A 22,256-nucleotide genomic window follows, 5' to 3' on the forward strand; every position below is an offset into this window, starting at 1 on the left:
CGCCGCCACGGCGACGGTTTGGAACAGGACGCCGACGCTCGCTCCATACCAGATCACCGCGGACCATCCCAGACCCGCAGCCACAATCATTCACGGTTCAGGCCAGTACGGGAAGAAGCACACGCTTGGTTCCCTGGCTCCCGAAGTAAAGGGCCAGACCCAATCCAATCGCCCCGTATGCAGGTGCTACCGTTCGCAGATAAAGGGATCCCATTTCCTGTACGTTCGGGTCGCTGGTGAACGGCTTCATCCAAACATGCGGGAACACCGCAGCGAGGAGGCCGATGATCAGTGTGACTCCAAACGCAATCCCTGCGCCAATCCAGGCGACCCTGCGCGGCCGCTCGACCTGGTCGCTTCAGAAGTGGCAGGCAGAGAATCATGCTGCTTGAATATAGATTGCGTTTAAAATCTAAATCACGTATAGAGGTTGGGCGCAATCTAATTTTGATGGTGAGCGGACGCGCCACCCGGGGCCATACAGGAATGACGAAAGCGATATTCTTTGATCGGGAACCGATCGCCACCGACATCGCGGAAAACCCCATCGCCAATGATCTATGCTTTGTACTTCAACGGGCCAATCGCATTATTTCGCGCGGCGCTGACTCTGCATTGCGAGCGACAGGACTGACTGCCGAGCAGACATTGCTGCTTGCGGCAATCGCCGAGGCGGGGGTCCCCTAGAGCCGCCGATCTCTCCCGCAGCCTCGGCATCGATGCTTCGACGATTGCGGCGAACCTCAAGCCTCTGATGAGGCAAGAATTGGTTTTTGCGCCGGTCGATGTCACCGACCGCAGAGCGCGGCGGCTTTTTCTGACCGTGGCTGGGAGCGAACGGCTTGAGAGGGGGATCAAGCAGCTCCAGGAATACGAAGGCGGCCTGGCATCAGAGTATGACGGAAATACCGATCACTTGGCCTCTGTCAGGCTCTCAGCAGTCTGGCAGAAGCATGCCTTTAAGTAACACGCGCCCGCCTTCATGCCTGTCTTCTTTCCCCAGGAACGTTGCTGACCTCACCCACGCCAATGACGGCAATCCTTGGCTGGAGGGGACGTATATTCGGTGCAGTAACCATCGTTTGGTTCATAGAAGGTCAGCTCCCAAGCAAGGGTAGTTTCAGGACGGGGCGGCCGCTGCGATGAGTGTCAGCCAACGGTGGATTGCTACCACTAATCCCTTTATGTCCACCGTCTGAAGAGTGCGCTGGCATTGACCCCGCCAAAGCCGAAACCGTTGGATATTGCGTATTCAGCGTCTAATTGGCGCGCTTGGTTTGCGACGAAGTCGATACCGTCGGCTTCCTGATCCGGAGAACTCAGGTTCAGGGTCGGTGGCGCGATCCGGTTCTTGAGCGCCAAAATCGTGAAGATAGCTTCCAGTCCACCAGCCGCGCCGAGCAGATGTCCTGTGGCTGATTTCGTACCGCTCACAGCGATGGTGTTGTCGGAACCGAACACAGTCTTGATGGCCCTGATCTCACCGAGATCTCCAACTGGTGTCGAGGTGGCGTGCGCGTTCAGATGACCGATCTCATGCGCGGCTATTCCAGCCTGCGCGATAGCGATCTCCATGGCTCTGCGCGCGCCGTTCCCATCTTCGGGACCGGAGGTAATGTGATGGGCGTCGGCTGTCGTGCCGTATCCGACGAGTTCGGCAAGCGGCGTGGCACCGCGAGCAAGTGCATGGCTCAACGCTTCGATGACTAACATGCCCGATCCCTCGCCCATAACGAAGCCATCGCGCATCATGTCGAAAGGGCGGGATGCCTGGCTCGGGGTTTCGTTGAAGCCGGTCGATAGCGATCTGGCGGCGGCAAAGCCCCCAAGACTGACGATATTCATGCAGGCTTCCGTTCCGCCGCATATCGCAATGTCAGCTTCATTGGATCGGATTAGCCTGGCGGCATCGCCGATCGCCTGAACACCGGCAGCACATGCCGTCACGGGCGCGCCGAGGGGACCCTTGAAGCCGAAACGGATCGAGACTTGTCCCGCTGCGAGGTTGACGAGAAACGACGGTATGGTGAAGGGCGAAAGACGGCGGACACCGCGTTGATCGACGGTGCGGACCGCTTCGGTGATTGCGGGAAAGCCGCCGATACCCGAAGCGATGATCGTCGCGGTTCGCAGCCGGTCATCATTCGAAACCGGCTTCCACTTCGCCTGCGCGAGCGCCTCTTCAGCGGCCGCCAGTGCGAAGATGATGAACCGGTCGACCTTGCGTTGGTCCTTCGGCGCCAGGACCGTATCCGGATCGAAGCCGCCTTCAGGATCTTCAGTGAACGAGGGGACCACTCCCCCTATTTTTGACGGGAGGTCTCCGACCACGTCGTCTCCCAGTCGCCGAATGCCGCTTCGACTCGCAAGGAGACGTGCCCAAGAGATACCGACATTGGCTCCAAGGGGGCTGACAGCTCCCATTCCTGTTACAACGATACGACGCATCTGTTTTCCACTTGTCTTCTTATTAAAAATTGGCACGCCTCAAGCGTGCCGGCCGACGATACCGCCAGACCCATTCTCAAATCATGCAGTTTGCGCAAGAGTTCAAAGGGCGGGCGCTGTGCCCGCACATTCGGGCGATAGCTCAACGCGGGTCCTCATCCGCACCAGGTCATCGAACCCAACGACAGCCTTCAGGCGACATCATCACCGTGCGCAATGCGCCTGACTTCGCCAGCAGCTGCGTCGAGGATGCCTTGCGACAAACTCTCGTCCTCCATAATCCGCGACAGCGTGACGGCGCCCACCATGAGAGACAGTATCGCCATCGCCTTGCCGCTGGGATTGGAGCTCCGGGCGTCGCCCATCAGTTCATCCAGCACCTCAAAGTGAGCCCGGATCCCATCCTCGAAAGGGCGTCTAACTTCTGCATTCTGCCGGGCCGCGTCCGATCCCAACGCCACCAAAGGGCAACCGTCGGCCTTTTCCCCGAGATGGCCCGGTGAGAGATAGAACTCCATGACTGCTTCAAGGGGATCGGAGCTGGTCGCGGCCGCCGTCGACCATCTCCGCGTAGCGCTTTCCAGTGCGCGCCTGGACGCCTGGGCTGCGAGATCGTCCTTGGATGAGAACTGCTTGTAGAACCCGCCTTGCGTCAGGCCGGCACCCTTCATCAGATCCTTGAGGCCAATACCATCGAAGCCGTGCTCTCGAAACAGACGGCTGGCGACGTTGATCACGGTCTCTCGATTTTCCTCGGCCTGTGCGCGGCTCACTCTCATATTGATCTCCGATTAGATTTCATTTGACATCTATAACGCAAATAGAGTTAGATCGCAATCTAAATCATCCCGGTCGCTGGTCAAGAAGAGAACTTAAAATGAAACGCAAACATGTCCTGACTTTCGTGGGTCTCGTTGCAGCGGCGGGGGCGGCTGCCTTTTTCCTGGTTTTCGAATCCCCTAAGCGGGAAGCCGAGGCTGCGGACCCACGGACGGCTTCACCACTGGTAAGGGTGGCAGAAGCGACAAAGACGGAAACGGCGGAGCGCTCGTTTACCGGCACGGTCGCTTCGCGCGTACAGAGCAACCTCGGGTTTCGGGTCCCGGGCAAGATCGTTCAGCGGATGGTCGATGTGGGCCAGCAAGTGAGACAAGGCCAGACCCTGATGCGCATTGATGAAACCGATCTCCAGCTCGCGCTGACAGCGAAGCGCAATACGGTTACCGCAGCGCGTGCCGTCCTGACCCAAGCACAGGCAGATGAAAAACGATATGCGACGCTGGTGAAAAATGGATTGGCTGCCACTCAACAGCGTTATGAACAGGCAAAGGCGGCTCTCGATACGGCCTCCGCACAGCTCGCCGCGGCTGAAGCCGACGCCAAGGTTGCGGAAAATGCGGCCACCTATTCCGTTCTTCTCGCAGATTCGGATGGAACGGTCGTCAATACGCTTGGAGATCCCGGGCAAGTCGTGACAGCAGGCCAGACGGTGGTTCAACTCGCGCAGGCTGGACCGCGGGAAGCTGTTGTGTGGCTACCTGAGACTTTACGACCCCGGCTAGGGTCCGTGGCGGAGGCCAGTGTCTACGGAGGCGACGGTCTCAGCGGAAAAGCTCGTTTGCGACAGATTTCCGACGCTGCCGATCCCCAGACCCGGACTTATGACGCGCGTTATGTTCTTGAAGGCTCCGCCGCATCTGCTCCGCTCGGCTCGACGGTGACGATTAAAATTCTGGACGCGGACAGGCAGTTGGAGGTCGCTGTTCCCGTAGGCTCCATCCTGGACGACGGTAACCGCACGGGTGTGTGGGCTGTTGATGGCGGCACATCCACCGTTAAGTTCACCCCGGTCAAAGTTCAGCAGATCGGCGAGGAAACGGCATTTGTCACGGGAATTGGAATTGGCGAGCAGGTTGTTGCTCTGGGCGCGCATCTCCTCGACGATGGTGCGGCCGTCAGGATTGCCTCGCAGCAAGAGGTGACGAAATAATGAGCTTCAATCTTTCCGCCATCGCTGTCCGCGAACGCGCCGTCACGTTATTCTTCATAGTCCTCTTGGCCGCCGCAGGAGCCTACGCCTTCGTCAAGCTGGGCCGGGCTGAGGATGCCTCCTTCACCATCAAAACCCTTACGGTCACCTCGGTTTGGCCGGGCGCTACGGCGCGAGAAATGCAGGACCTTGTCGCTGAGCCGCTTGAGAAGCGTATCCAGGAACTCACCTGGTACGACCGTGTCGAAACAACGACGCGGCCTGGCTACGCCTTCCTCACCGTGACACTGAAGGATAATACTCCGGCGAGCGCCGTCGCAGAAGAGTTCTATCAGGCTCGCAAAAAGCTCGGCGACGAAGCCCGAAATCTTCCGCCCGGTGTCATGGGTCCCTTTGTCAATGATGAATACTCGGACGTGAGCTTCGGACTTTACGCACTGAAGGCGAAGGGGATGCCGATGCGCGACCTCGTTCGCCAGGCGGAGGTCATCCGTCAGGATCTCCTGCATGTTCCGGGCGTCAAGAAAATCAACATTCTCGGAGAGCGCCCAGAACAGATTTTCGTCGAATTCTCCTATGCCAAACTGGCAACACTCGGAATATCGCCGCAGCCTTGCAAAGACAGAACACGGTCACGCCGGCCGGCTCTATCGACACGCGTGGCCCCCAGGTCTTCATCCGTTTCGACGGAGCCTATAACAGTGTGCAGGCGATTGCCGACACGCCGATCGCTGCGGCCAGCCGGACGCTGAAGCTCTCCGATCTGGCGGATGTGCGGCGCGGCTATCAGGATCCCGCAACCTACATCATCCGCCATGAGGGCGAGCCGACAATCATGCTGGGTGCAGTGATGCAACCGGGCTGGAATGGCCTTGAGCTCGGCAAGGCGCTTGAAGCGCGGTCCGCCGCGATCGCGCAGACACTGCCGCTCGGCATGACGCTCACGAAAGTCAGCGATCAGGCCGTCAATATTGACGAGGCGGTCGGCGAGTTCATGCTGAAGTTCGCCATGGCGCTTGGCGTCGTGCTGTTCGTCAGCCTGGTCGCTTTGGGCTGGCGCGTCGGCATCGTTGTGGCGCTTGCTGTGCCGCTGACGCTCGCCGTCGTCTTCCTCATCATGCTGGAAACCGGACGGTTTTTCGATCGTATTACGCTTGGCGCATTGATCCTTGCACTGGGGCTTCTAGTGGACGATGCTATCATCGCGATCGAAGTCATGGTCGTGAAGATGGAAGAGGGCATGGACCGCATCAAGGCGGCCGCCTATGCCTGGAGCCATACGGCGGCGCCGATGCTGTCCGGTACGCTGGTCACGATTATCGGGCTGATGCCTGTGGGCTTCGCTCGATCGACGGCTGGTGAGTACGCTGGCAACATCTTCTGGGTCGTGGGGTTCGCCCTGATCGTCTCCTGGATCATCGCGGTGACCTTTACGCCATACCTCGGTGTAAAAATGCTGCCGAACATCAAACCGGTCGAAGGCGGACACCACGCCATCTATGATACGCCGAACTACCGGCGCCTGCGCTCCATCATCAAGTTTGCGGTTCGCCACAAGTTCGTGACTTGCGCTGTGGTCGGCATCACGATGGCTGTTTCGGTCGTCGGGATGGGAAGCGTAAAACAACAGTTCTTCCCGACATCGGATCGGCCCGAGGTGCTGGTCGAAGTTCGTATGCCCGAAGGTACGAGCATCGAAACCACGACAGCCGCAGTAGAGAAAGTCGAAGCCTGGCTGCAAACGCAGCCGGAAGCGAAAATCGTAACCAGCTATGTAGGGCAGGGCGCTCCCCGCTTCTTCTTTGCCATGGCGCCGGAACTTCCCGATCCTGCTTTCGCCAAGGTCGTTGTGCTGACGCCCGATGCCCATGCACGCGAGGATTTGAAGCACCGCCTTCGCGCCGCCATTTCGGAAGGGATCGTTCCTGAAGCATCTGTCCGTGTAACGCAGCTTGTATTTGGCCCCTACACGCCGTTTCCGGTCGAGTTTCGGATCATGGGACCGGATCAGGATGAGTTGTACAAGATTTCCGAGCAAGCCCTGGCAATTATGAAAAGTGTACCCGATGTACGACAGGCCAACCGGGATTGGGGCAACCGAACCCCTGTGCTGCGGTTTGTTCCGGATCAGGACCGGCTCAATCTGATCGGTCTCTCACCCTCGGAGGCAGCCCAGCAGATGCAGTTGCTGCTCAGCGGCATTCCGGTCACACAGGTGCGCGACAACATCCGCAACGTCCCCGTTGTCGCACGCAGCGCAGGTGATAACCGACTTGATCCGTCACGGCTGAGCGATTTCTCGCTCATGAGCAGGGATGGCCGTCAGGTCCCCCTCGATCAGATCGGGCATTCGGAGATCCGGTTCGAGGAGCCAATCCTGAAGCGCCGTGACCGCACGCCGGTGATCACGATACGCTCCGATATCAACGAGTCGACGCAACCCCCGGAAGTTTCCCAGCAGGTCATGAAGGCACTTCAGCCGCTCATCGCATCGCTTCCGGTTGGATATCGCATCGAGATGGGCGGCAATATCGAGGAGTCGCTCAAGGCCAATGTCGCACTTGTTCAGGTTTTTCCGCTGATGATCGCGGCCATGTTGATTGTCATTATCCTCCAGGTGCGCAGCCTGTCGACGATGACGATGGTGATGTTAACCGCGCCCCTCGGACTTGCCGGAGTCGTCCCGACCCTGTTCCTGTTCAATCAGCCTTTCGGCTTCAACGCCATTCTCGGACTGATAGGATTGGCCGGTATCCTCATGCGCAACACGCTGATCCTGACTGAGCAAATCAAGGAAAACAAGGCGGCTGGCCTCGACGACTATCATGCCGTTATTGAAGCGACGGTGCAGCGGACACGACCCGTGATCCTGACTGCGCTGGCAGCCATTCTCGCATTCATACCCTTAACGCATTCGGTGTTCTGGGGGTCGATGGCATACACACTGATTGGCGGAACGGCAGCGGGCACAGTGATGATCCTGCTCTTTCTGCCAGCGCTTTACGCTGTGTGGTTTCGGATCAAGCCAACGAGAGAGGAGAGACATGGAGAAACGATTGATGAGCTGGAGCCACCGAGGGCGATGGCCGCTGAGTAGCGTTTCGTGTTCAAGACGTCGCGCCGGTTTCTCACGTGCTATTTCCCATGCCTGCCGATGTGCGTCAGAGAAGCGGACCACCGGCAAAAATCGGAGGTGTCTAGGAACGCCAGTTGGTTAGAAACTTCGCGCTGGAGACGCCATGAGCCGCCGTACCCGTATAGAGATTGACGTCGACCTCTTTCGGGAGCGGATTCTGGATGTGGCGGAAGAGCACTTTCGCCGCATCGGTTACCAAAAGACCTCGGTGGCCGACATTGCATCCTGCCTCGGAATGAGCAGCGCCAATATCTACCGTTTTTTTCCCTCGAGGGCGGCAATCAACAGGTCGATCTGTGGCCGCTTCTTCGCGGAAACTGCTCGGCGCGCAGATGCGATCGCCCGGATGCAGGCGCCGGCTCACGAGAAGCTCGTAGATCTTTTGAATATCCTCCACCAGAAAAGAAAAACGACGTTCATCAAAGAGAAGCCGGTCCACGATCTGATCGTCGCAGCAACGGAGGAGAACTGGGCAATCATCAGAGCCCATAGTGACCAGATCGTGGTGATCATCGAGACGATTGTTCGCGAAGGGATGGCCGCACACGAGTTTGGTGTTGAAGATGCCGCGCAAGCCGCCCGAAGTATAATGAACGCCTTCATGCCGTTCTACCACCCCATTCTCGTCGAGCAGGGAGTCCAAAGCGGTGAACATACCGAGGCGGGCTTGCGTGACCAGATCCGTTTTATATTCAGAGCTCTCGGCTGTCCTGACTAGCATCCTCCGCTAGACGCAACCAGAGTTATGGATTCGGCTCGATTGCAATTGCGGTCGCCTGGGCGTCTCAAAAGCGGGTAATCCACGGCTGCGAACGGCGATGGTCGAGCTTGCGTGGTTATGGCTGCGCTACCAACCGGGTTCAATGCTCTCGTGCTGGTTTAAGGAACGCGTCGCACGCAATGGCGGACGCTTCAAAAAGTCGATGATCGTGGCGCTCGCCCGCAAGCTGCTGGTGGCGCTATGGAAATATGTAAGCGCCGGCGTCGTCATCGAGGGGGCGGTCATGAAATCCGCCTGAGCGACGACAGCCCAGCGGCAAAACTATTCCAATCCCCAGGGCCTGATCAGCGCTGGCGGATCCAGTTGAACGTGTGTGGACGCCCCGGTAAATGCAAGCGATGCGATGGAAACGAGCCGTGCACAGTCTCGTGGACGAACGGCACTCTTGACCGAGAGCGACGTCCACCCTTAGGTCTGTGAACGGCAGCACTGCGCCATCATGCACGAACCCGCTTCGCGGGAGGGCGTGCGCGGTGAGGTTGGTGTGATTATCTGAAGTTCTGGGCAGGCTGTTGGTGTTGCCTGACCATTGAGTTCCCTTCAACGAGAGGAACGTTCAATGGCCAGCTTCTCCAATGATGCCCCGACCACCCCGCTTCGCCAGCGCATGCAGGAAGACATGGTGATGCGAGGGTTGGGATCCCACAGTCAGCAGGACTACATCCGTCATGTCCGGCGCTTCGCCACGTTTCTTGGGCGTACCCCTGACACCGCAATGGTCGAGGACATACGACATTTCCAGTTGTATCAGCATGAGAACGGTGTGGGTCCGGCCACGATCAACGGCACGGTTTCGGCGCTACGCTTTCTGTTTGCGGTGACGCTAAAGCGGCGGGATCTGGCGCGAGCGCTGGTGATAACCCGCAATCCACGCAAGCTACCCGATGTGCTGAGCATGGAGGAAGCTGCGCGGTTGCTCGAGGCGGCGCCAGGCATCAAATACAAAGCGGCGCTTGGCGTGGCCTATGGCGCGGGCTTGCGCGTCTCCGAGGTCGCGCATCTCAAGGTCGATGACATCGACTCGACGCGCATGCTGATCCGCGTTGAACAAGGCAAGGGACGCAAGGATCGCAATGCCCTGCTTTCTCCGCAACTCCTTGAACTGCTGCGACTGTGGTGGCGCGAAGGAAAGCGGCGCGGCGTGATGCTGCCTCATGGCTGGCTGTTTCCGGGGCGCAGTCGCACCGACCCGATCTCGTCGCGGCAACTGCATCGCGCGGTTCAGGAAGCTGCGGAGGTCGCCGGCATCCACAAGCGCGTCAGCCCGCATACCCTACGGCACAGCTTTGCCACCCACCTTCTGGAGGATGGCACCGATATCCGCGTCATCCAGGTTCTGCTCGGACATAGCAAGCTGGAGACGACCGCGCTCTATGCGAAGGTCTCCACCCGGACTATTCACGCGGTCGCAGGGCCCCTCGACCGGCTGATGGCGCTGATGGAAGGCAAAACGCCCGACGGCTGAGCCATGCGCACCTCGATTGAGGTCGCCGATATCTTCCGTGTTGCCGGGCCGACCTATCGGAAAGCCCATGGGGGACACCTCAGCTTGGCCCAGTTCAAAGTGATGTCGGCGGTCGAGCACTGCCGCACCGCTGCATTGGGCGGCCATGTCGAGGCCTGCGAGGATTGCGGAGAGTGGCGCATTGCCTACAATTCCTGCCGGAACCGGCATTGCCCGAAGTGCCAGGGCGCCGCCGCACGCACATGGCTCGCCGAGCGCGAGGCTGATCTCTTGCCGGTCGGATACTTCCATGTCGTCTTCACGCTGCCTGCCGAGATCGCCGCGATCGCCTTCTACAACAAGGCGCTCGTCTACGACCTTCTGTTCAAGGCCGCATCGGAAACGATGCTGACAATCGCCGCCGATCCGAAGCATCTCGGCGCGCGCATCGGCATGACCGCCGTGCTGCACACATGGGGATCGGCCATGACCCATCATCCCCATGTTCACATGATCGTGCCAAGCGGCGGCATCTCCCTTGATGGGTCACGCTGGATATCGTCACGTCCTGCATTCCTCTTGCCGGTGCGTGTGCTAGGCAAGCTCTTCCGGCGCTTGTTCCTCACGAGACTGCTCCAACTCCACGATGCCGGGCGGCTCGCCTTCTTCGGTTCGGCTGCGCATCTCACTGACCGTCGGGCATTCGTACGGTACCTGTCGCCGGTGCGAAAGAAGCGTTGGGTCGTTTATGCCAAGCCGCCCTTCGCGGGACCTGAGGCGGTTCTTGCCTATCTGTCACGATATACGCACCGGGTGGCCATCTCGAACAGTCGTCTGATCTCGTTCGACGAGACCGGTGTCACCTTCCGCTACAAGGACTACCGCCGCGACGGCCGCGACCGGCAGCAAATCATGACGCTCGCGACCGTCGAGTTCATTCGCCGCTTCCTGCTCCATGTCCTGCCGCGCGGGTTCCACCGCATCCGGCATTACGGTCTGCTCGCCGGCAGCTCCCGAAAGATCAGCATCGCTCGCGCCCGCGAACTCCTGAACGCTGTCCCGCCGCCCGCTGACGACGCAACCGATGAGCCGAACGATATCCGCCCGCCATGCCCATGCTGCGGCGGACGTATGATCGTCGTCAAGGTGTTCGAACGCTGGCGGCAACCGCGCGGACCGCCAGATAAGGCAACAACGAACCGGGAGAGTGCGTCATGACCCGGCATGGCAGATCCATTCATATGGTCCACTCAAAACAGAGCCGGCCAACGGGAGGGCCTGCGCCAGTCCGAATGGCGCTGGCTTCCAACCGGCCAAACGCTCTCCCAATCACCACGAAACTCTCGGCCGTCACACCCGAAAACACCAATCTTCACCCGCTGGGACCGACAAGCGACGCTGCGAGCAGCGGCCCGCCGGAAGATCCGATACACAAAACCCCATAGCTCACGGAATGCCGACCGCGGGTTCCTGCATGAGAGGCTTTCGTACGCCTGACGGCACCCGAAACCCTTCACCATAGTGGTCATCGAGCCACCGGCCGCCGTTGCTGCAAAGCGGACATGACGCAGTGACAACGCGGGCCGCGTTGCGCCAAAAGCCGCCATTGCGCCCCATGCGGGTGATTAGATCACGAATTCCTCCTCGTACGTCTGTGGCTCGGCAACGACACTAACCTCCACCGGAACGATCCAATTGGCCGCGTAGCTCTCGCAGTCGGAACGCTGGAGGTCGGGCTGCACGCACCCCGCCCCATCGATCGCGCGACATCGCAGTATATATCGCCCCACTTCTTCAGGGGTCCACATGTACTCCCACAAGCGCCATGCAAAGGGACGTTCTGTTTCGAGGAGCCTCCCCTCGCGCCAGCCCCTGCCATCTCCGGTGCAGACCTGCACCTGCCGGATAACAGCCTCTCCGCTCCAGGCGGCTCCGAAAATCCGGTACGGTTGGCCGACGATGAGATGCGCCCCCTGTACGGGACGCGCGATCTGCGCTTTGACCTCCATCTCCGCAAGGGGGACCAGCCTGGGTTCCCCGAGGCTGCGCTCCCAACGGAAATAGTCGCGCGCCTGCCAGTAGCCAAGGAACGGTTGCTCCACAACCGTGATATGCGTGATCCACTTGACCCAAGCCATGCCGAACCAGCCACCCACGACCGCGCGTAGCGGGTAGCCGTGATCGCGCGTCAACGGCTCCTCGTTCATCGAATAGGCAAGGATCGTGCTGTCAGCGATGGCCTTCTCAAGCGGTAAACTGCGCGCAAAAGCGATGGGGCCGGGAGAAGCCGTTTTCTTGTTCGTGTCGACGACGCCGCTGTCGGCGCCTGCGAGCAGAACCTCACGTGCGGTTCGCTTAACGCCCGCCATTTCCAAAATCTCGCGCAGAAGAACACCTGTCCACGCGGCATTGCCGACGGCTCCGTTCTGCCACTGCAACCCCTCCTTCGGCGGCACATAGTAGACGCGCCCGTTCCCTGCACACTCGACGACGGCGGTGAAAGTCGTGCTCCGCATCGCCTTGATGCTGTCGAGGTCAAGTTCGATCGGCCGCTCCACCGCCCCGCCAACGCGCAATCTCCAGTCTCGCGCATCGAGGTCCGGCGATGGGAAATGGTTTCGCACGAAGAACAGCTCGGTTGGGATCAGCCAATCGGAGAGCGACGCAAACGGAAACTCGATGTTCTGTGGGGATTTCTGTCGAACTATTAGACTGGGCTGATGTGGTGTCGGCATCGTCCTCGTCTCCCCTTTCAAGAGCACAACGTCGGCTCTCGGTCGCGCGAATTCCGGTACGATCACACCGCCCCTCGCACCGCGTCTGTCGCATTCCGCCTTCGGGCCGCATTCTAGCACATACCGCACGTTCCTCGGATCGACCTCGAACGGCAGCAAAGGGGCCGAATGCTGCTATAGGCCCACGTCTCTTTCGCGCCCACTTGTCGTTCAGGCACTACTGCTGGAGAAGACCAGCAACATATTGTTGGTAGGCATCTCAATCGTCTCGCGGAGATTAAGTCCAGCGGCCTCACCCACTTGTTCAAGATCAGCGATATCACGCACACCCCAGGATGGGTTGCGCTCCTTTAGAGCCGCGTCGAAAGCAGCGTTCGAGGGGGCGTTGTGTGCCCCGTCGCGCATGAATGGACCGTAGAGAAGAAGAAGCCCACCAGCGTGAAGCAAACGGCCAGCTCCTGCGAACAATCCTAAGCTTGCCGCCCATGGCGCGATATGGATCATATTGATCGACATGATGGCGTCAAAATGCCCCGTTTGTTCGACGCCCCATTGTCCTGAGCACACATCAATATCCCGCGGTGCCAGCACATTCTTCAGCCCTGCGAATTTGATCCAGCTAGACGTGCAGGTGCGGGCGTCGGCATCCGGATCGCTCGGCTGCCAGGTGAGGTTGGGCATTGCTCCCGCAAAACACACGGCGTGCTCGCCGGTCCCGCATCCAATCTCCAGCACGGCGCCATGTGTTGGAAGGACACGTTTTAGGACCGCGAGGATCGGCGCCGAATTTCGCGCAACAGAAGGCGAGAACATGCGCTGGTCGGCGCTTACGTCGCGCTGTTCCAGCGCAACAGGCGAACGGTCCTTCTTCTCTGGGGGCATTGGCCTTGAATCCCCTTTGGGCGATGTCTCCCACCTTATAGCTGAAATGATGGGACTGAAACCAAGGATTTCGGACTTACGAAGGGGGCGTCGGCGCGTGCGTTCGAGGGCGACCGAACGTCCACTTCGCGTCAGATCATGCGCCCGCCAGGCTCAAGGTCTGCTTTCGAAAAGATGATGTCCCAGGGAGTGGTGTAGCTCGCGGCTAATGGCCGTGCTTTCCGGCAACAGCCGGAGGGGGATATCGGCGTGCGACTGCAGGCAGGCCGATTTGCGGATCATCGCTCATCGACGCCATAGTCTCAAGTGTCATGTACCTAGCCCGCTGAACGGCCCACTCATCGCTCTGTTTGAGCAGCAATGCGCCGACGAGACGGACTATGCCTTCGTCGTTGGGAAAGATGCCAACAACCTCGGTGCGGCGCTTGATCTCGCCATTGAGGCGCTCGATTGGATTGGTCGAGTGCAGCTTTGCCCGGTGCTCTTTCGGGAACGTCATGTAGGCCAGCACATCCTCTTCCCGGCATCTTTGCCATGTGGCGCTGAGAACCTTGGTGACCGCGGCCTTGAGCCCTTCATGCGCATCTGAGACGACGAGCTTCACGCCGCGCAAACCTCGGCGCGTAAGCTTGCGCAGGAACTCCGTCCAGATCGGCTCGGCTTCGGACGTACCGACTTCCATACCCAGTACCTCGCGCCGGCCATCACTGTTGACGCCGACGGCGATGATGACCGCAACGGAAACGATGCGACCGCCGCGTCTGACTTTCAGATAGGTGGCATCGATCCAGAGATAGGCCAATCTCCTTCGATGGGTCTTTCGAGGAACGCCTTTACCTTGACGTCGATCTCTTCGCACAGGCGGCTTACCTGGCTTTTGGAGATGCCGCTCATGCCCATCGCCTTGACGAGATCGTCGACAGAACGGGTCGAAATCCCTTGAATGTAGGCTTCTTGGATGACCGCCGTCAGGGCATTCTCCGCCATGCGACGCGGTTCGAGGAAGCTTGGGAAATAGCTGCCCTTGCGCAGCTTCGGAATGCGAAGCTCGACCGTTCCGGCGCGTGTCTCCCAGTCCCGGTCGCGGTAGCCGTTGCGTTGCGCCAACCGCATCGCATTCTTCTCGCCGTAGCCAGCACCGGTCGCACTGCCGACTTCCAGCTCCATCAGCCGCTCGGCCGCAAAGCCGATCATCTCACGCAACAAATCGGCGTCAGCACTCTTCTCAACAAGCGAGCGCACGTTCATCATATCGTCGGTCATCGGTGGTCTTTCCATCAGGTTGGTCTTCAACAACCCGACCCTACCGGAAAACACTGGTGACCACCGCTACCCTGCTACACCACTTCCTGGGAGTACGTCATGCCAAGCTGATAACTGCTTGTGGGTGCAAGTCCCATCCGGCCAAAGCCCGAGCAGGCAAGCCGGGACCGAGTCTTGCGGGCGTCGCGGTAACGCGGGGTCTGAAGTGTAGACAGGAGCCATGCGGGGTGCGGGAATGAGCCTCGAAAGGTGGATGTTCACGGAGGCCGAGTGTGTTCCCTAAACACGAAGGCAACATGAGTATCGTCGTTACGCGAGATGATGCCGCTCCGTCGGGGTCGATGGCCGGATCACGCATGGAAGGCAGTTATCGGAACATGAGAGGCCCGACCGGGTCCGCCAGACTGGTCTCTGGTGGGGGTCAGCAACAAGGCACTGCCGGAGTTGTTGACCGAGCTGAGGTCGGGAGTCGGACTGGTTCATAGTACCAATGAAACCGTTGAAGGAAACGAAACGCGTGGAGGGAAGGGACCGGCCCGAGAGGATCTCGCAAGAGGAGGCCAGGGTCCGGACGCAGAGCCGGGTTATCCTGATGCCAAACCTCGAGCGGGTGAACGCGGCAGCCAGACATGCTGCCCAAACTCGGTTCACTGCACTGCTGCATCACGTCGATCTGAATGCGCTTCATCGTGCATTCAGACGGCAAAAGCGGCAGGCAAGCGCAGGCGTCGATGGGATGACTGTGGCGAAGTACGAGGAGAGGTTGGAGCAAAATCTCCACGATCTCTGCGAACGGGTCCACACGGGTCGCTACCGGCCACAGCCGGTGCGACGTGTTTACATTCCAAAAGCCGATGGCGGAAAACGGCCACTTGGAGTGCCCGCCCTGGAGGATAAGATCGTCCAGGGCGCGGTCGCTGAAGTGCTTAGTGCCGTCTATGAGGCCGACTTTTGCGGGTTCTCCTATGGCTTCAGGCCAGGGCGTAACCCGCACATGGCACTGGATGCATTGCATACAGCGATCATGAGCCAGCGCGTGAATTGGGTGCTCGATGCCGACATCCGCAGCTTCTTTGACTCGGTTGACCACGAGTGGCTGCTGCAGATGGTGGCGCACAGGATAGCCGATCCCCGTATCCTCGAGCTTATCAAGCTGTGGCTGCGGGCGGGAATCCTTGAGAGCGGCGAGACGTATGAGACTGACAAGGGTACCCCGCAAGGAGCTGGCATTAGTCCGCTCCTCGCCAACATCTTCCTGCACTACATCCTCGACCTGTGGGTTCATCAATGGCGTCGACGCTATGCACGCGGCCGAATTGTGATCGTGCGCTATGCCGACGACTTCGTCATGGGCTTCGAGAACAAGGATGATGCGCAGGAAATGCTTCTGGCCCTCAAGGAGCGACTAGGCAGTTTTGGCCTGGCGCTTCACGAAGGCAAGACGCGGCTGATCGAGTTTGGCCGGTTCGCGGCTTTGACTCGGCAACGGCGTGGCGAGCGAAAGCCCGAGACCTTCGCCTTCCTGGGCTTCATTCACTATTGTGGAGTGACCCGTGATGGCAGGTTTATCGTGAAGCACAAGACGGAAGGGAAACGCCTGACGCGAAAGCTGAAGGCGTTGCGCGAGGGAGCATGGCGGCACATGCACATGGCGTTGGCTACCCAGCACAAGTGGCTTGCCGCTGTGCTGCGTGGACACTACGGCTACTACGGCAGGCCGCATAACTATCCAGCGCTCAACGGGTTCTATAAGCAAACACGCCGCATATGGTTCCGCTGCCTGAGGCGGCGAAGTCAGAAAAGCCGGCGAATGAGTTGGTTGGAGTTTGAAATCCTGACCGCACGCTTCGCGCTGCCAGTCCCACGTATTACTCGAACTTGGGCGCAGGCCAGGAGATGACGCGGGTTACTCTCGGGAAGAGCCGGGTGCGGGAAATCCGCCCGCCCGGATCTGTGAGGGCGAAGCCGAATGGCATAGCTACTCGACCATCATCGGCTGGTTGGTCAAAAGGCGCCAGCAAAGGCCAAGTCCGGTCGATCTGGCGTTCGTTGACAATTAACATGCCGTTGCCGACTGGTGCGCCAAGCCATTTGTGAAAGCTGGTGATGAAGAAGTTGCAATCGAGTTCGCGAAAGCTGACTGGCATTTGAGCAAATGTCTGTGCGCCATCGACAATCGTTATGATTTTGCGCTCCCGCGCTATCTCGCAAAGTCGTTTGACGGGAAGGACACGTCCATTCCAGTGGTACGTGTGGGTCAGTTGAAGGATGCGGGTCTGCGGCGTGATGGCTGCGGTATAGGCTTCTACTATATCATCGTCGCTATCCATCAGGCCGAAAGCGCAGTATATCCCGTTTCGGGACGGAGCGATCAGCGACGTCGATGGTGGCAAACCGGAAGCGGTCTGGGTCACCGAGCAGATCAAACGACCCATCATCAAAGCCTGGAACGCGGTGCTTGCCGCGACCCTGCGGAAAGGGGCCTCGACAAGACGCAGCCCGGTCGCATCGCCCTTCCGGTAGCAGGCGATGATCCCGAAAAGAAGTCGCGCCTCATGGAACTGGTAGAGGCGACTGGCTTCGACGCGTTCGACGCTGGGGGCCTTGCGACATCATGGCGACAGCAGCCAGGCACACCTGCTTATTGCACGGAACTGACGGCCGATGAGTTGAAAACGGCTCTCGAAAAAGCAGACGCCAACCGCTCGGCGGATAACCGCGAGACTCTGATCAAGGGGTTCATGGAAGGGGGCGACAGCCTGACTCACGACGACATTGTCGCCCGCAACCGCACCGTGACTGTGCCTCCGAAGGCGAGAGCACCGTCAGATCATCGGGACCAAGCTGTCGTCCCGCCGAATTTTCGTCGAAGAAGCAGTAACTCCCTTGGCCTCCTTCGAGGTTGACGAAGGCAAGCGTCGTTGGCCGGCCAGATACCATCACATGCGATGTGTCGACCCGGCTTTCCCGAAGCGCGGAGATAAGTTGCTCTCCGAACAGATCATTCGACAGGCCGGCCAACATGCCGGTTCGTGTCCCAAGTCGTCCCAAAGCAATTGCAGTGTTGAAGACGGCGCCGCCGGCATGAGGTATGAATCCCCTGCTTCCGTCGATGCCGGAATCATGTCAATCAGAGCCTCGCCGCAGCAGAGGATCATTTCGAATACCTTTCCAGTACCTGCGCTGAAGCGGACGATGAGATGTCCAGGTGATCGGGCTCGATATTCGCGTAGCCGCGGCGCGTTCCGCAAACACTTCCACCGTCTGCAAAAATCTCGACAATTCCGCGGTCATGAAACAGACGAAGGTCTTTCCCGCAGCCAAGCTCCGCCACGTATTGGATCGAGCCGTCGTCCTGGGCGAGCCGGATCGACAGGATACCGTCGGCGACGCTCACCTCGAAAGCAAGTTCGCCGCCCTGCGTCGCGACAAGCTTGCTGCCCTCCAAGGCTCCGGAAAGCCTTATTTCAATGGGACCCTTCGGTAGCGAGAATGTGCCGCTTTTGTCCTCGACGATAAGATCGGCGACAAGGTGCTCGTCGACCTCCATCGCCGGCAGCATGCGCAGCCTCTTCCTGTCTTCACTCAGGCTTAGAACACGGGGCAGGGACATCTCGCCAGAATAGGATGAACCCTCAGGCTTGCGGTATTCCCAGTTGAAAAGCCAGGCAAACGCGATCTGACGTCCGTCTGACTCGACACTCTGCATCGCGTAATAGTCAGTCCCGAAATCCAGCAATTGCAGTTCCGGCGTGTCGGGTACGAAGCAGTCGTCGACAAACTCGCCGATCAGGGCATAAAGGAGATTGTGGCGCCGTGTTCGTGGTTCGACATGGCCAACAAAGCCCATCACCAGAACCCACTTATCCTCCAGCCGGAAGAAATCCGGGCATTCCACTGCACGCGCACCTTCTTGGCGGAAGTTAACCGGCGCGCGGTAGAGCGGCCTGAGATATTGCCATTCGAGGCCGTCGCCGGAGCCGAACAACAACACTGCGGGATCGCCCTCCATTGATGCGCCGAGGACCATACGATAGGCGTTGGCTGCGTCGTCCCACCAAACCTTTGGATCGCGGAAATCGTGCTCGACCCCGTCGGGACGCTGCTCCAAAACCGTCACAATCCCTTCCGCCTTGATCATCCGCCGATCTGGGCGCGCTAATTTCTGAATTTCCCGATACCCCTTGAAAAGGTCATAAGCGGGCAGGCGCTCGGTGTAAAAGAACATCAAGCTTCCATCTCGATCCCGAAAGGCGTTACCGGAGAATGCGCCTCCTGTGGCGCCGAGCCGCCACAGGTTCTGTTCTGGATGCAGAAATACCGGCATGTGAAGCCAATTGACCAGATCGCGGCTGGTCGCATGTCCCCAATGCATCGGTCCCCAACCACTGCCGCTCGGATGGAACTGGTAGAACATATGCCAGGTATCGCCGATCTTGCAGAGACCTACGGGGTCGTTCATCCAATGACGGATTGGCGAGAAATGAAGCGCAGGACGATCCGGATCGGACCGAAGCCAATTTTCAATTTCCGCACCCGTGCGTTGAAGGATCCCTCTGTCCGAAAATTCAAACACCGTTATACCGGTCTCGTTCACGGTTTGAGGCTGATACCCATAGGCCCAAAGAACTGCGTCCGGCGCATTGGTGACAATGGTGACCTCGCAAGCTTCCCTGTGGTGATACTTGAAAAACTCCGGATGGATGGCAAATGACGGAATCTGCCAAACCGTTTTCCCATCAATGTTGATACGAAGAAAGCCGTCGCCCGCGGCCCAAAATTCCAAGCGGTACCCCGAGGGTAGGAATAGGTTTTGCTTCAACGGGCCGTCTTCCCGTTTTCCATTTGGTTCGTCATGAACACCACTCCGAATAGTCACTGAATTTTGACAGACGCTCTAGCTACGCTCGGTCCGCTTTGAAACTTTGCCGACTATCTATTGCCGAGGAACCGGAGTACCCCTGAATGCATTCATTGTTCTGTCCATCTCGACCTGGTCGTCACTGCCTGAATCCAAGACTGTATTCCGCACCGAACCCCTTTGCACCAGCACTGCAGTTACTTCGAGCGTCTTCAAATTGTTCGTTGACAGCAATGCGCCTACCTGTGTCGAAAAACAGGCACTGTTTGCTGCATCATTGATGTGCGACATTTCGGTTGTGGCCACGATGTGATTATTGGCTATGTAGTTGCCGTTGCCGGCAACCACGTGGACGATCACGGGCTTTACGCCGAGAGGCTTGATATATTGAGTATCGATCGTCTCTGAAATGTGGTTGGCGATGAACGAATTGTTGCTGCCATCAATGTGCAAAAGTCCGAACAGATCATCCAGACCGTTATCGTACTTCTGCATGGGTGCCCATGGCTCGCGATCTCGCAAGAAGTGATTTGAGGAAACAAGGTTCTCGCAGGAGTTCGCAGCAAAAACCAGCATTCCGGGGTAGAAGGAATGGAATCTATTTCCTGTGATCGAGGAACGCACCACGCCGGAAAAATAGATGCTGCTGGCGCCTCGAGGGAATACGTTGTTTGAGGATACGAGAATGCCCCCATAATTCTCAGCGTAAATGGAGTGTCCCCTATATCCGGCTCCGACAAAATTATTTGCTATTCTTGAGGCCTGCCCCATACCTTTCAATTCGATACAATTGCCGCACTCTGCAATGAAATTGTTGTCTATCGCCAGCGCATCTGCATCATGGACAGTAACACCATGCTCCAGATAGATAAGCCCCATCCCCGTTATTCGAAATGAGTCATTGGCGCTGCCTACATAGATTCCCGTTTTGCCATTCTTGTATGTATTTTCTGCATCATTCTGCCCCGAACCATCGTCAATGAAGTGCAGGCCATCGATGCAAAAGTCAGCAAACTCCACGGAGCTTATACGAGGATTTCCGGTGCGCTTAACGTAAAACGCGGCTCCAGCAGCCTCACCGTCGGTGGCCTCTGGAGAAATGTCTACACGTATGCGACTTCCGCCCGGCCACACTTCGCGCCACTGTGCCAGCTCGTCTGCGGGTGTGTTGAAACGGATGCTCGACGACGTAAAACCATGTCCCGAGCCTGCAATCTTCAGATAGCTCACGTCTATAACGACTTGAGTGACAAGACGATAATCGCCTGGCGGTATATAGATCACTGCTCCAGGCTTTCCGCCGCCATTCAGGTCGGGAACCGTTTGCCTGCTCTTAATATCCGCAATGATGCTGTTGATGACCGATCCGATATCCTCATAGGGGTTTCCTGCGTGATAGCATGTTACGTCGTAAAAGTTTTCACTTGCCATTGTTCATCTTTCCTCGGCCATTTCCTGCTCCACAGCGAGAGCGACCGATGTTCTTGATTGGCTTGTCGTGCGAAAGCCGCCTGGGATATGCGTGCAACCGGCTCTCTCGTTCGAGTTTGGAACAAAAGCCCGCGAACCATCACCAGATGCTGGTGCGGCTGTCGGGTTGAAAGAAATGGAGTTCGTCGGCATCGACAGCGATGCGCGCGATGTCACCTGCGCGTACGGTGCTCTTTGGGGAAAAGCGGGCTACAGCAGCCTTTTCGTCGCCGATGTCGGCGACGGCGTCCGGGTCGCCAGCATCCACCCAGGGTGCGTCGATATTCAGATGCACCATGGATTCAGAACCTAGCGCCTCAACAAGAGTGACCGGGGCCGAGATCTCGGCCGAAGAAGGCCGGACTGCGGCGTCGTTCATGTGCTCGGGCCGGATACCGACAATGACCTGCCGGTTAGACGCACCATTGAGCGAGGGGCGGTATTCGAAAACCCGGTCAGGGATTTCGAAACTGTTGCTGCCCAGGGTCAGCGTCCTTCCATTCAGAACGGCCTCGTACAAGTTCATCGAGGGCGATCCGATAAAGGCGGCGACAAAGACATTGTCAGGGCGATTGTACAGGTTTTGCGGCGTGTCGACTTGCTGCAGCACGCCGCCTTTCATGACAGCTACGCGGTCACCCATCGTCATCGCCTCGACCTGGTCGTGGGTCACGTAAATCGTAGTGACATTCAGTTTTCTTTGGAGGCTGGCGATCTCGGCGCGCATCTGCACGCGCAGCTTGGCATCGAGGTTCGACAACGGTTCGTCCATCAGGAAGGCCGCTGGTTTGCGGACGATCGCTCGTCCCATGGCGACACGCTGACGCTGGCCTCCTGAAAGGAATGCCGGCCTGCGGTCGAGCAAAGTCGTCAGTTCGAGGATGCGCGCGGCTTCGTCTACGCGGCTGGCAATCTGGGTCTTCGGCAGGCCTGCCATCAGCAAGGGAAAGGCAATGTTCTGCCGCACTGTCTTGTGCGGGTAGAGCGCATAGGACTGGAAGACCATGGCGATGTCGCGATCCTTGGGATCGACATCGTTGACTAACCTGTCACCGATCCTGAGTTCACCGCTAGTAATGCTCTCCAGGCCAGCGATCGTCCTCAGCGCCGTCGACTTTCCACATCCTGACGGACCGACGAACACCATGAACTCGCCATCCCTGATGTCGAAGCTCATATCGTGCAGAGCGTGAAAGCTGTTTCCGTAGACCTTGTTGATATTGCGCAGTTCTATGCCGGCCATACC

General features: G+C 58.6%; 15 protein-coding genes and 5 pseudogenes. 9 read left to right on the forward strand and 11 right to left on the reverse strand.

Annotated features, from left to right (window positions below):
• Positions 1–97 precede the first annotated feature (97 nt).
• On the reverse strand, positions 98–322 hold the full coding sequence (locus WGT02_RS35760; RefSeq protein ID WP_225040537.1) for an MATE family efflux transporter: 225 nt from the start codon (positions 320–322) through the stop codon (positions 98–100).
• Positions 323–381: 59 nt separating this feature from the next.
• Between WGT02_RS35760 and WGT02_RS35765 the strand changes: the two genes are divergently transcribed.
• Entirely contained in the window at positions 382–687 is a 306-nt protein-coding gene (locus WGT02_RS35765) for a hypothetical protein (RefSeq protein WP_208245317.1), read from the forward strand.
• Between the two features lie 495 nt (positions 688–1,182).
• Here WGT02_RS35765 and fabF read toward each other — a convergent pair whose 3' ends face one another.
• Together fabF and WGT02_RS35775 are read right to left on the reverse strand one after the other, a co-directional pair.
• A complete protein-coding gene (gene fabF / locus WGT02_RS35770; RefSeq protein WP_029710350.1) occupies positions 1,183–2,448 on the reverse strand; it encodes a beta-ketoacyl-ACP synthase II in 1,266 nt (421 codons plus the stop codon).
• Between the two features lie 191 nt (positions 2,449–2,639).
• On the reverse strand, positions 2,640–3,227 hold the full coding sequence (locus WGT02_RS35775; protein ID WP_024317826.1) for a TetR/AcrR family transcriptional regulator: 588 nt from the start codon (positions 3,225–3,227) through the stop codon (positions 2,640–2,642).
• 98 nt (positions 3,228–3,325) lie between these two features.
• Here WGT02_RS35775 and WGT02_RS35780 point away from each other — a divergent pair, with 98 nt between their 5' ends.
• The 6 genes and pseudogenes from WGT02_RS35780 to WGT02_RS35805 all read left to right on the forward strand — a co-directional run bounded on the left by WGT02_RS35780 (position 3,326) and on the right by WGT02_RS35805 (position 11,017).
• Positions 3,326–4,438, forward strand: a complete 1,113-nt coding sequence (locus WGT02_RS35780; RefSeq protein WP_024317827.1) for an efflux RND transporter periplasmic adaptor subunit — start codon at positions 3,326–3,328, stop codon at positions 4,436–4,438.
• Positions 4,438–7,535: pseudogene (locus WGT02_RS35785) on the forward strand (efflux RND transporter permease subunit). The gene WGT02_RS35780 and the pseudogene WGT02_RS35785 overlap by 1 nt, the downstream one beginning before the upstream one ends.
• A gap of 142 nt (positions 7,536–7,677) precedes the next feature.
• Positions 7,678–8,292 (forward strand): TetR/AcrR family transcriptional regulator, encoded by a 615-nt coding sequence (locus WGT02_RS35790; RefSeq protein WP_024317829.1) that lies wholly within the window; start codon positions 7,678–7,680, stop codon positions 8,290–8,292.
• Positions 8,293–8,353: 61 nt separating this feature from the next.
• A pseudogene (locus tag WGT02_RS35795) lies at positions 8,354–8,593 on the forward strand (IS110 family transposase); the annotation flags it as partial.
• Positions 8,594–8,914: 321 nt separating this feature from the next.
• A complete protein-coding gene (locus WGT02_RS35800) occupies positions 8,915–9,820 on the forward strand; it encodes a tyrosine-type recombinase/integrase (RefSeq protein ID WP_208245313.1) in 906 nt (301 codons plus the stop codon).
• Between the two features lie 3 nt (positions 9,821–9,823).
• A complete protein-coding gene (locus WGT02_RS35805) occupies positions 9,824–11,017 on the forward strand; it encodes an IS91 family transposase (protein ID WP_040680937.1) in 1,194 nt (397 codons plus the stop codon).
• A 407-nt stretch (positions 11,018–11,424) separates the two neighbouring features.
• Here the strand turns inward: WGT02_RS35805 and WGT02_RS35810 are convergent, their stop codons facing one another.
• The 3 genes and pseudogenes from WGT02_RS35810 to WGT02_RS35820 all read right to left on the reverse strand — a co-directional run bounded on the left by WGT02_RS35810 (position 11,425) and on the right by WGT02_RS35820 (position 14,679).
• Positions 11,425–12,534, reverse strand: coding sequence for a sulfite oxidase (locus WGT02_RS35810; RefSeq protein WP_210363019.1), 1,110 nt, complete (start codon positions 12,532–12,534; stop codon positions 11,425–11,427).
• A 210-nt stretch (positions 12,535–12,744) separates the two neighbouring features.
• Positions 12,745–13,416 carry a DUF938 domain-containing protein gene (locus tag WGT02_RS35815; RefSeq protein WP_024318632.1) on the reverse strand — a complete coding sequence of 224 codons (672 nt, stop codon included), beginning with the start codon at positions 13,414–13,416 and terminating at the stop codon, positions 12,745–12,747.
• A gap of 205 nt (positions 13,417–13,621) precedes the next feature.
• Positions 13,622–14,679: pseudogene (locus tag WGT02_RS35820) on the reverse strand (IS256 family transposase).
• A gap of 490 nt (positions 14,680–15,169) precedes the next feature.
• On the opposite strand from WGT02_RS35820, the gene ltrA reads away from it, so the two are divergent.
• Positions 15,170–16,579: a group II intron reverse transcriptase/maturase gene (gene ltrA / locus WGT02_RS35825; protein WP_208245311.1), complete on the forward strand. Its 1,410-nt coding sequence runs from the start codon at positions 15,170–15,172 to the stop codon at positions 16,577–16,579.
• On the opposite strand, the gene WGT02_RS35830 is transcribed toward ltrA, so the two are convergent.
• A complete protein-coding gene (locus WGT02_RS35830) occupies positions 16,548–17,009 on the reverse strand; it encodes an aminotransferase class V-fold PLP-dependent enzyme (protein ID WP_225040456.1) in 462 nt (153 codons plus the stop codon). The genes ltrA and WGT02_RS35830 overlap by 32 nt on opposite strands.
• A gap of 10 nt (positions 17,010–17,019) precedes the next feature.
• On the opposite strand from WGT02_RS35830, the pseudogene WGT02_RS35835 reads away from it, so the two are divergent.
• Positions 17,020–17,480, forward strand: a pseudogene (locus tag WGT02_RS35835) (NADPH-dependent F420 reductase); the annotation flags it as partial.
• Positions 17,481–17,496: 16 nt separating this feature from the next.
• Here WGT02_RS35835 and WGT02_RS35840 read toward each other — a convergent pair.
• The 4 genes and pseudogenes from WGT02_RS35840 to WGT02_RS35855 form a co-directional block, all read right to left on the reverse strand.
• A pseudogene (locus WGT02_RS35840) lies at positions 17,497–17,837 on the reverse strand (PfkB family carbohydrate kinase); the annotation flags it as partial.
• Positions 17,834–19,501, reverse strand: coding sequence for a GH32 C-terminal domain-containing protein (locus WGT02_RS35845; protein ID WP_024318635.1), 1,668 nt, complete (start codon positions 19,499–19,501; stop codon positions 17,834–17,836). The gene WGT02_RS35845 and the pseudogene WGT02_RS35840, both read right to left, overlap by 4 nt.
• Positions 19,502–19,615: 114 nt before the next feature.
• Positions 19,616–20,971 (reverse strand): NosD domain-containing protein, encoded by a 1,356-nt coding sequence (locus tag WGT02_RS35850; RefSeq protein ID WP_024318636.1) that lies wholly within the window; start codon positions 20,969–20,971, stop codon positions 19,616–19,618.
• Positions 20,972–21,110: 139 nt separating this feature from the next.
• Complete coding sequence (locus tag WGT02_RS35855; protein ID WP_024318637.1) at positions 21,111–22,253, reverse strand: ABC transporter ATP-binding protein; 1,143 nt, start codon at positions 22,251–22,253, stop codon at positions 21,111–21,113.
• Positions 22,254–22,256 lie beyond the last annotated feature (3 nt).

The sequence above is a fragment of the Rhizobium sp. T1470 genome (assembly GCF_042140505.1).
In the GTDB taxonomy this organism is placed as follows: domain Bacteria; phylum Pseudomonadota; class Alphaproteobacteria; order Rhizobiales; family Rhizobiaceae; genus Rhizobium; species Rhizobium favelukesii.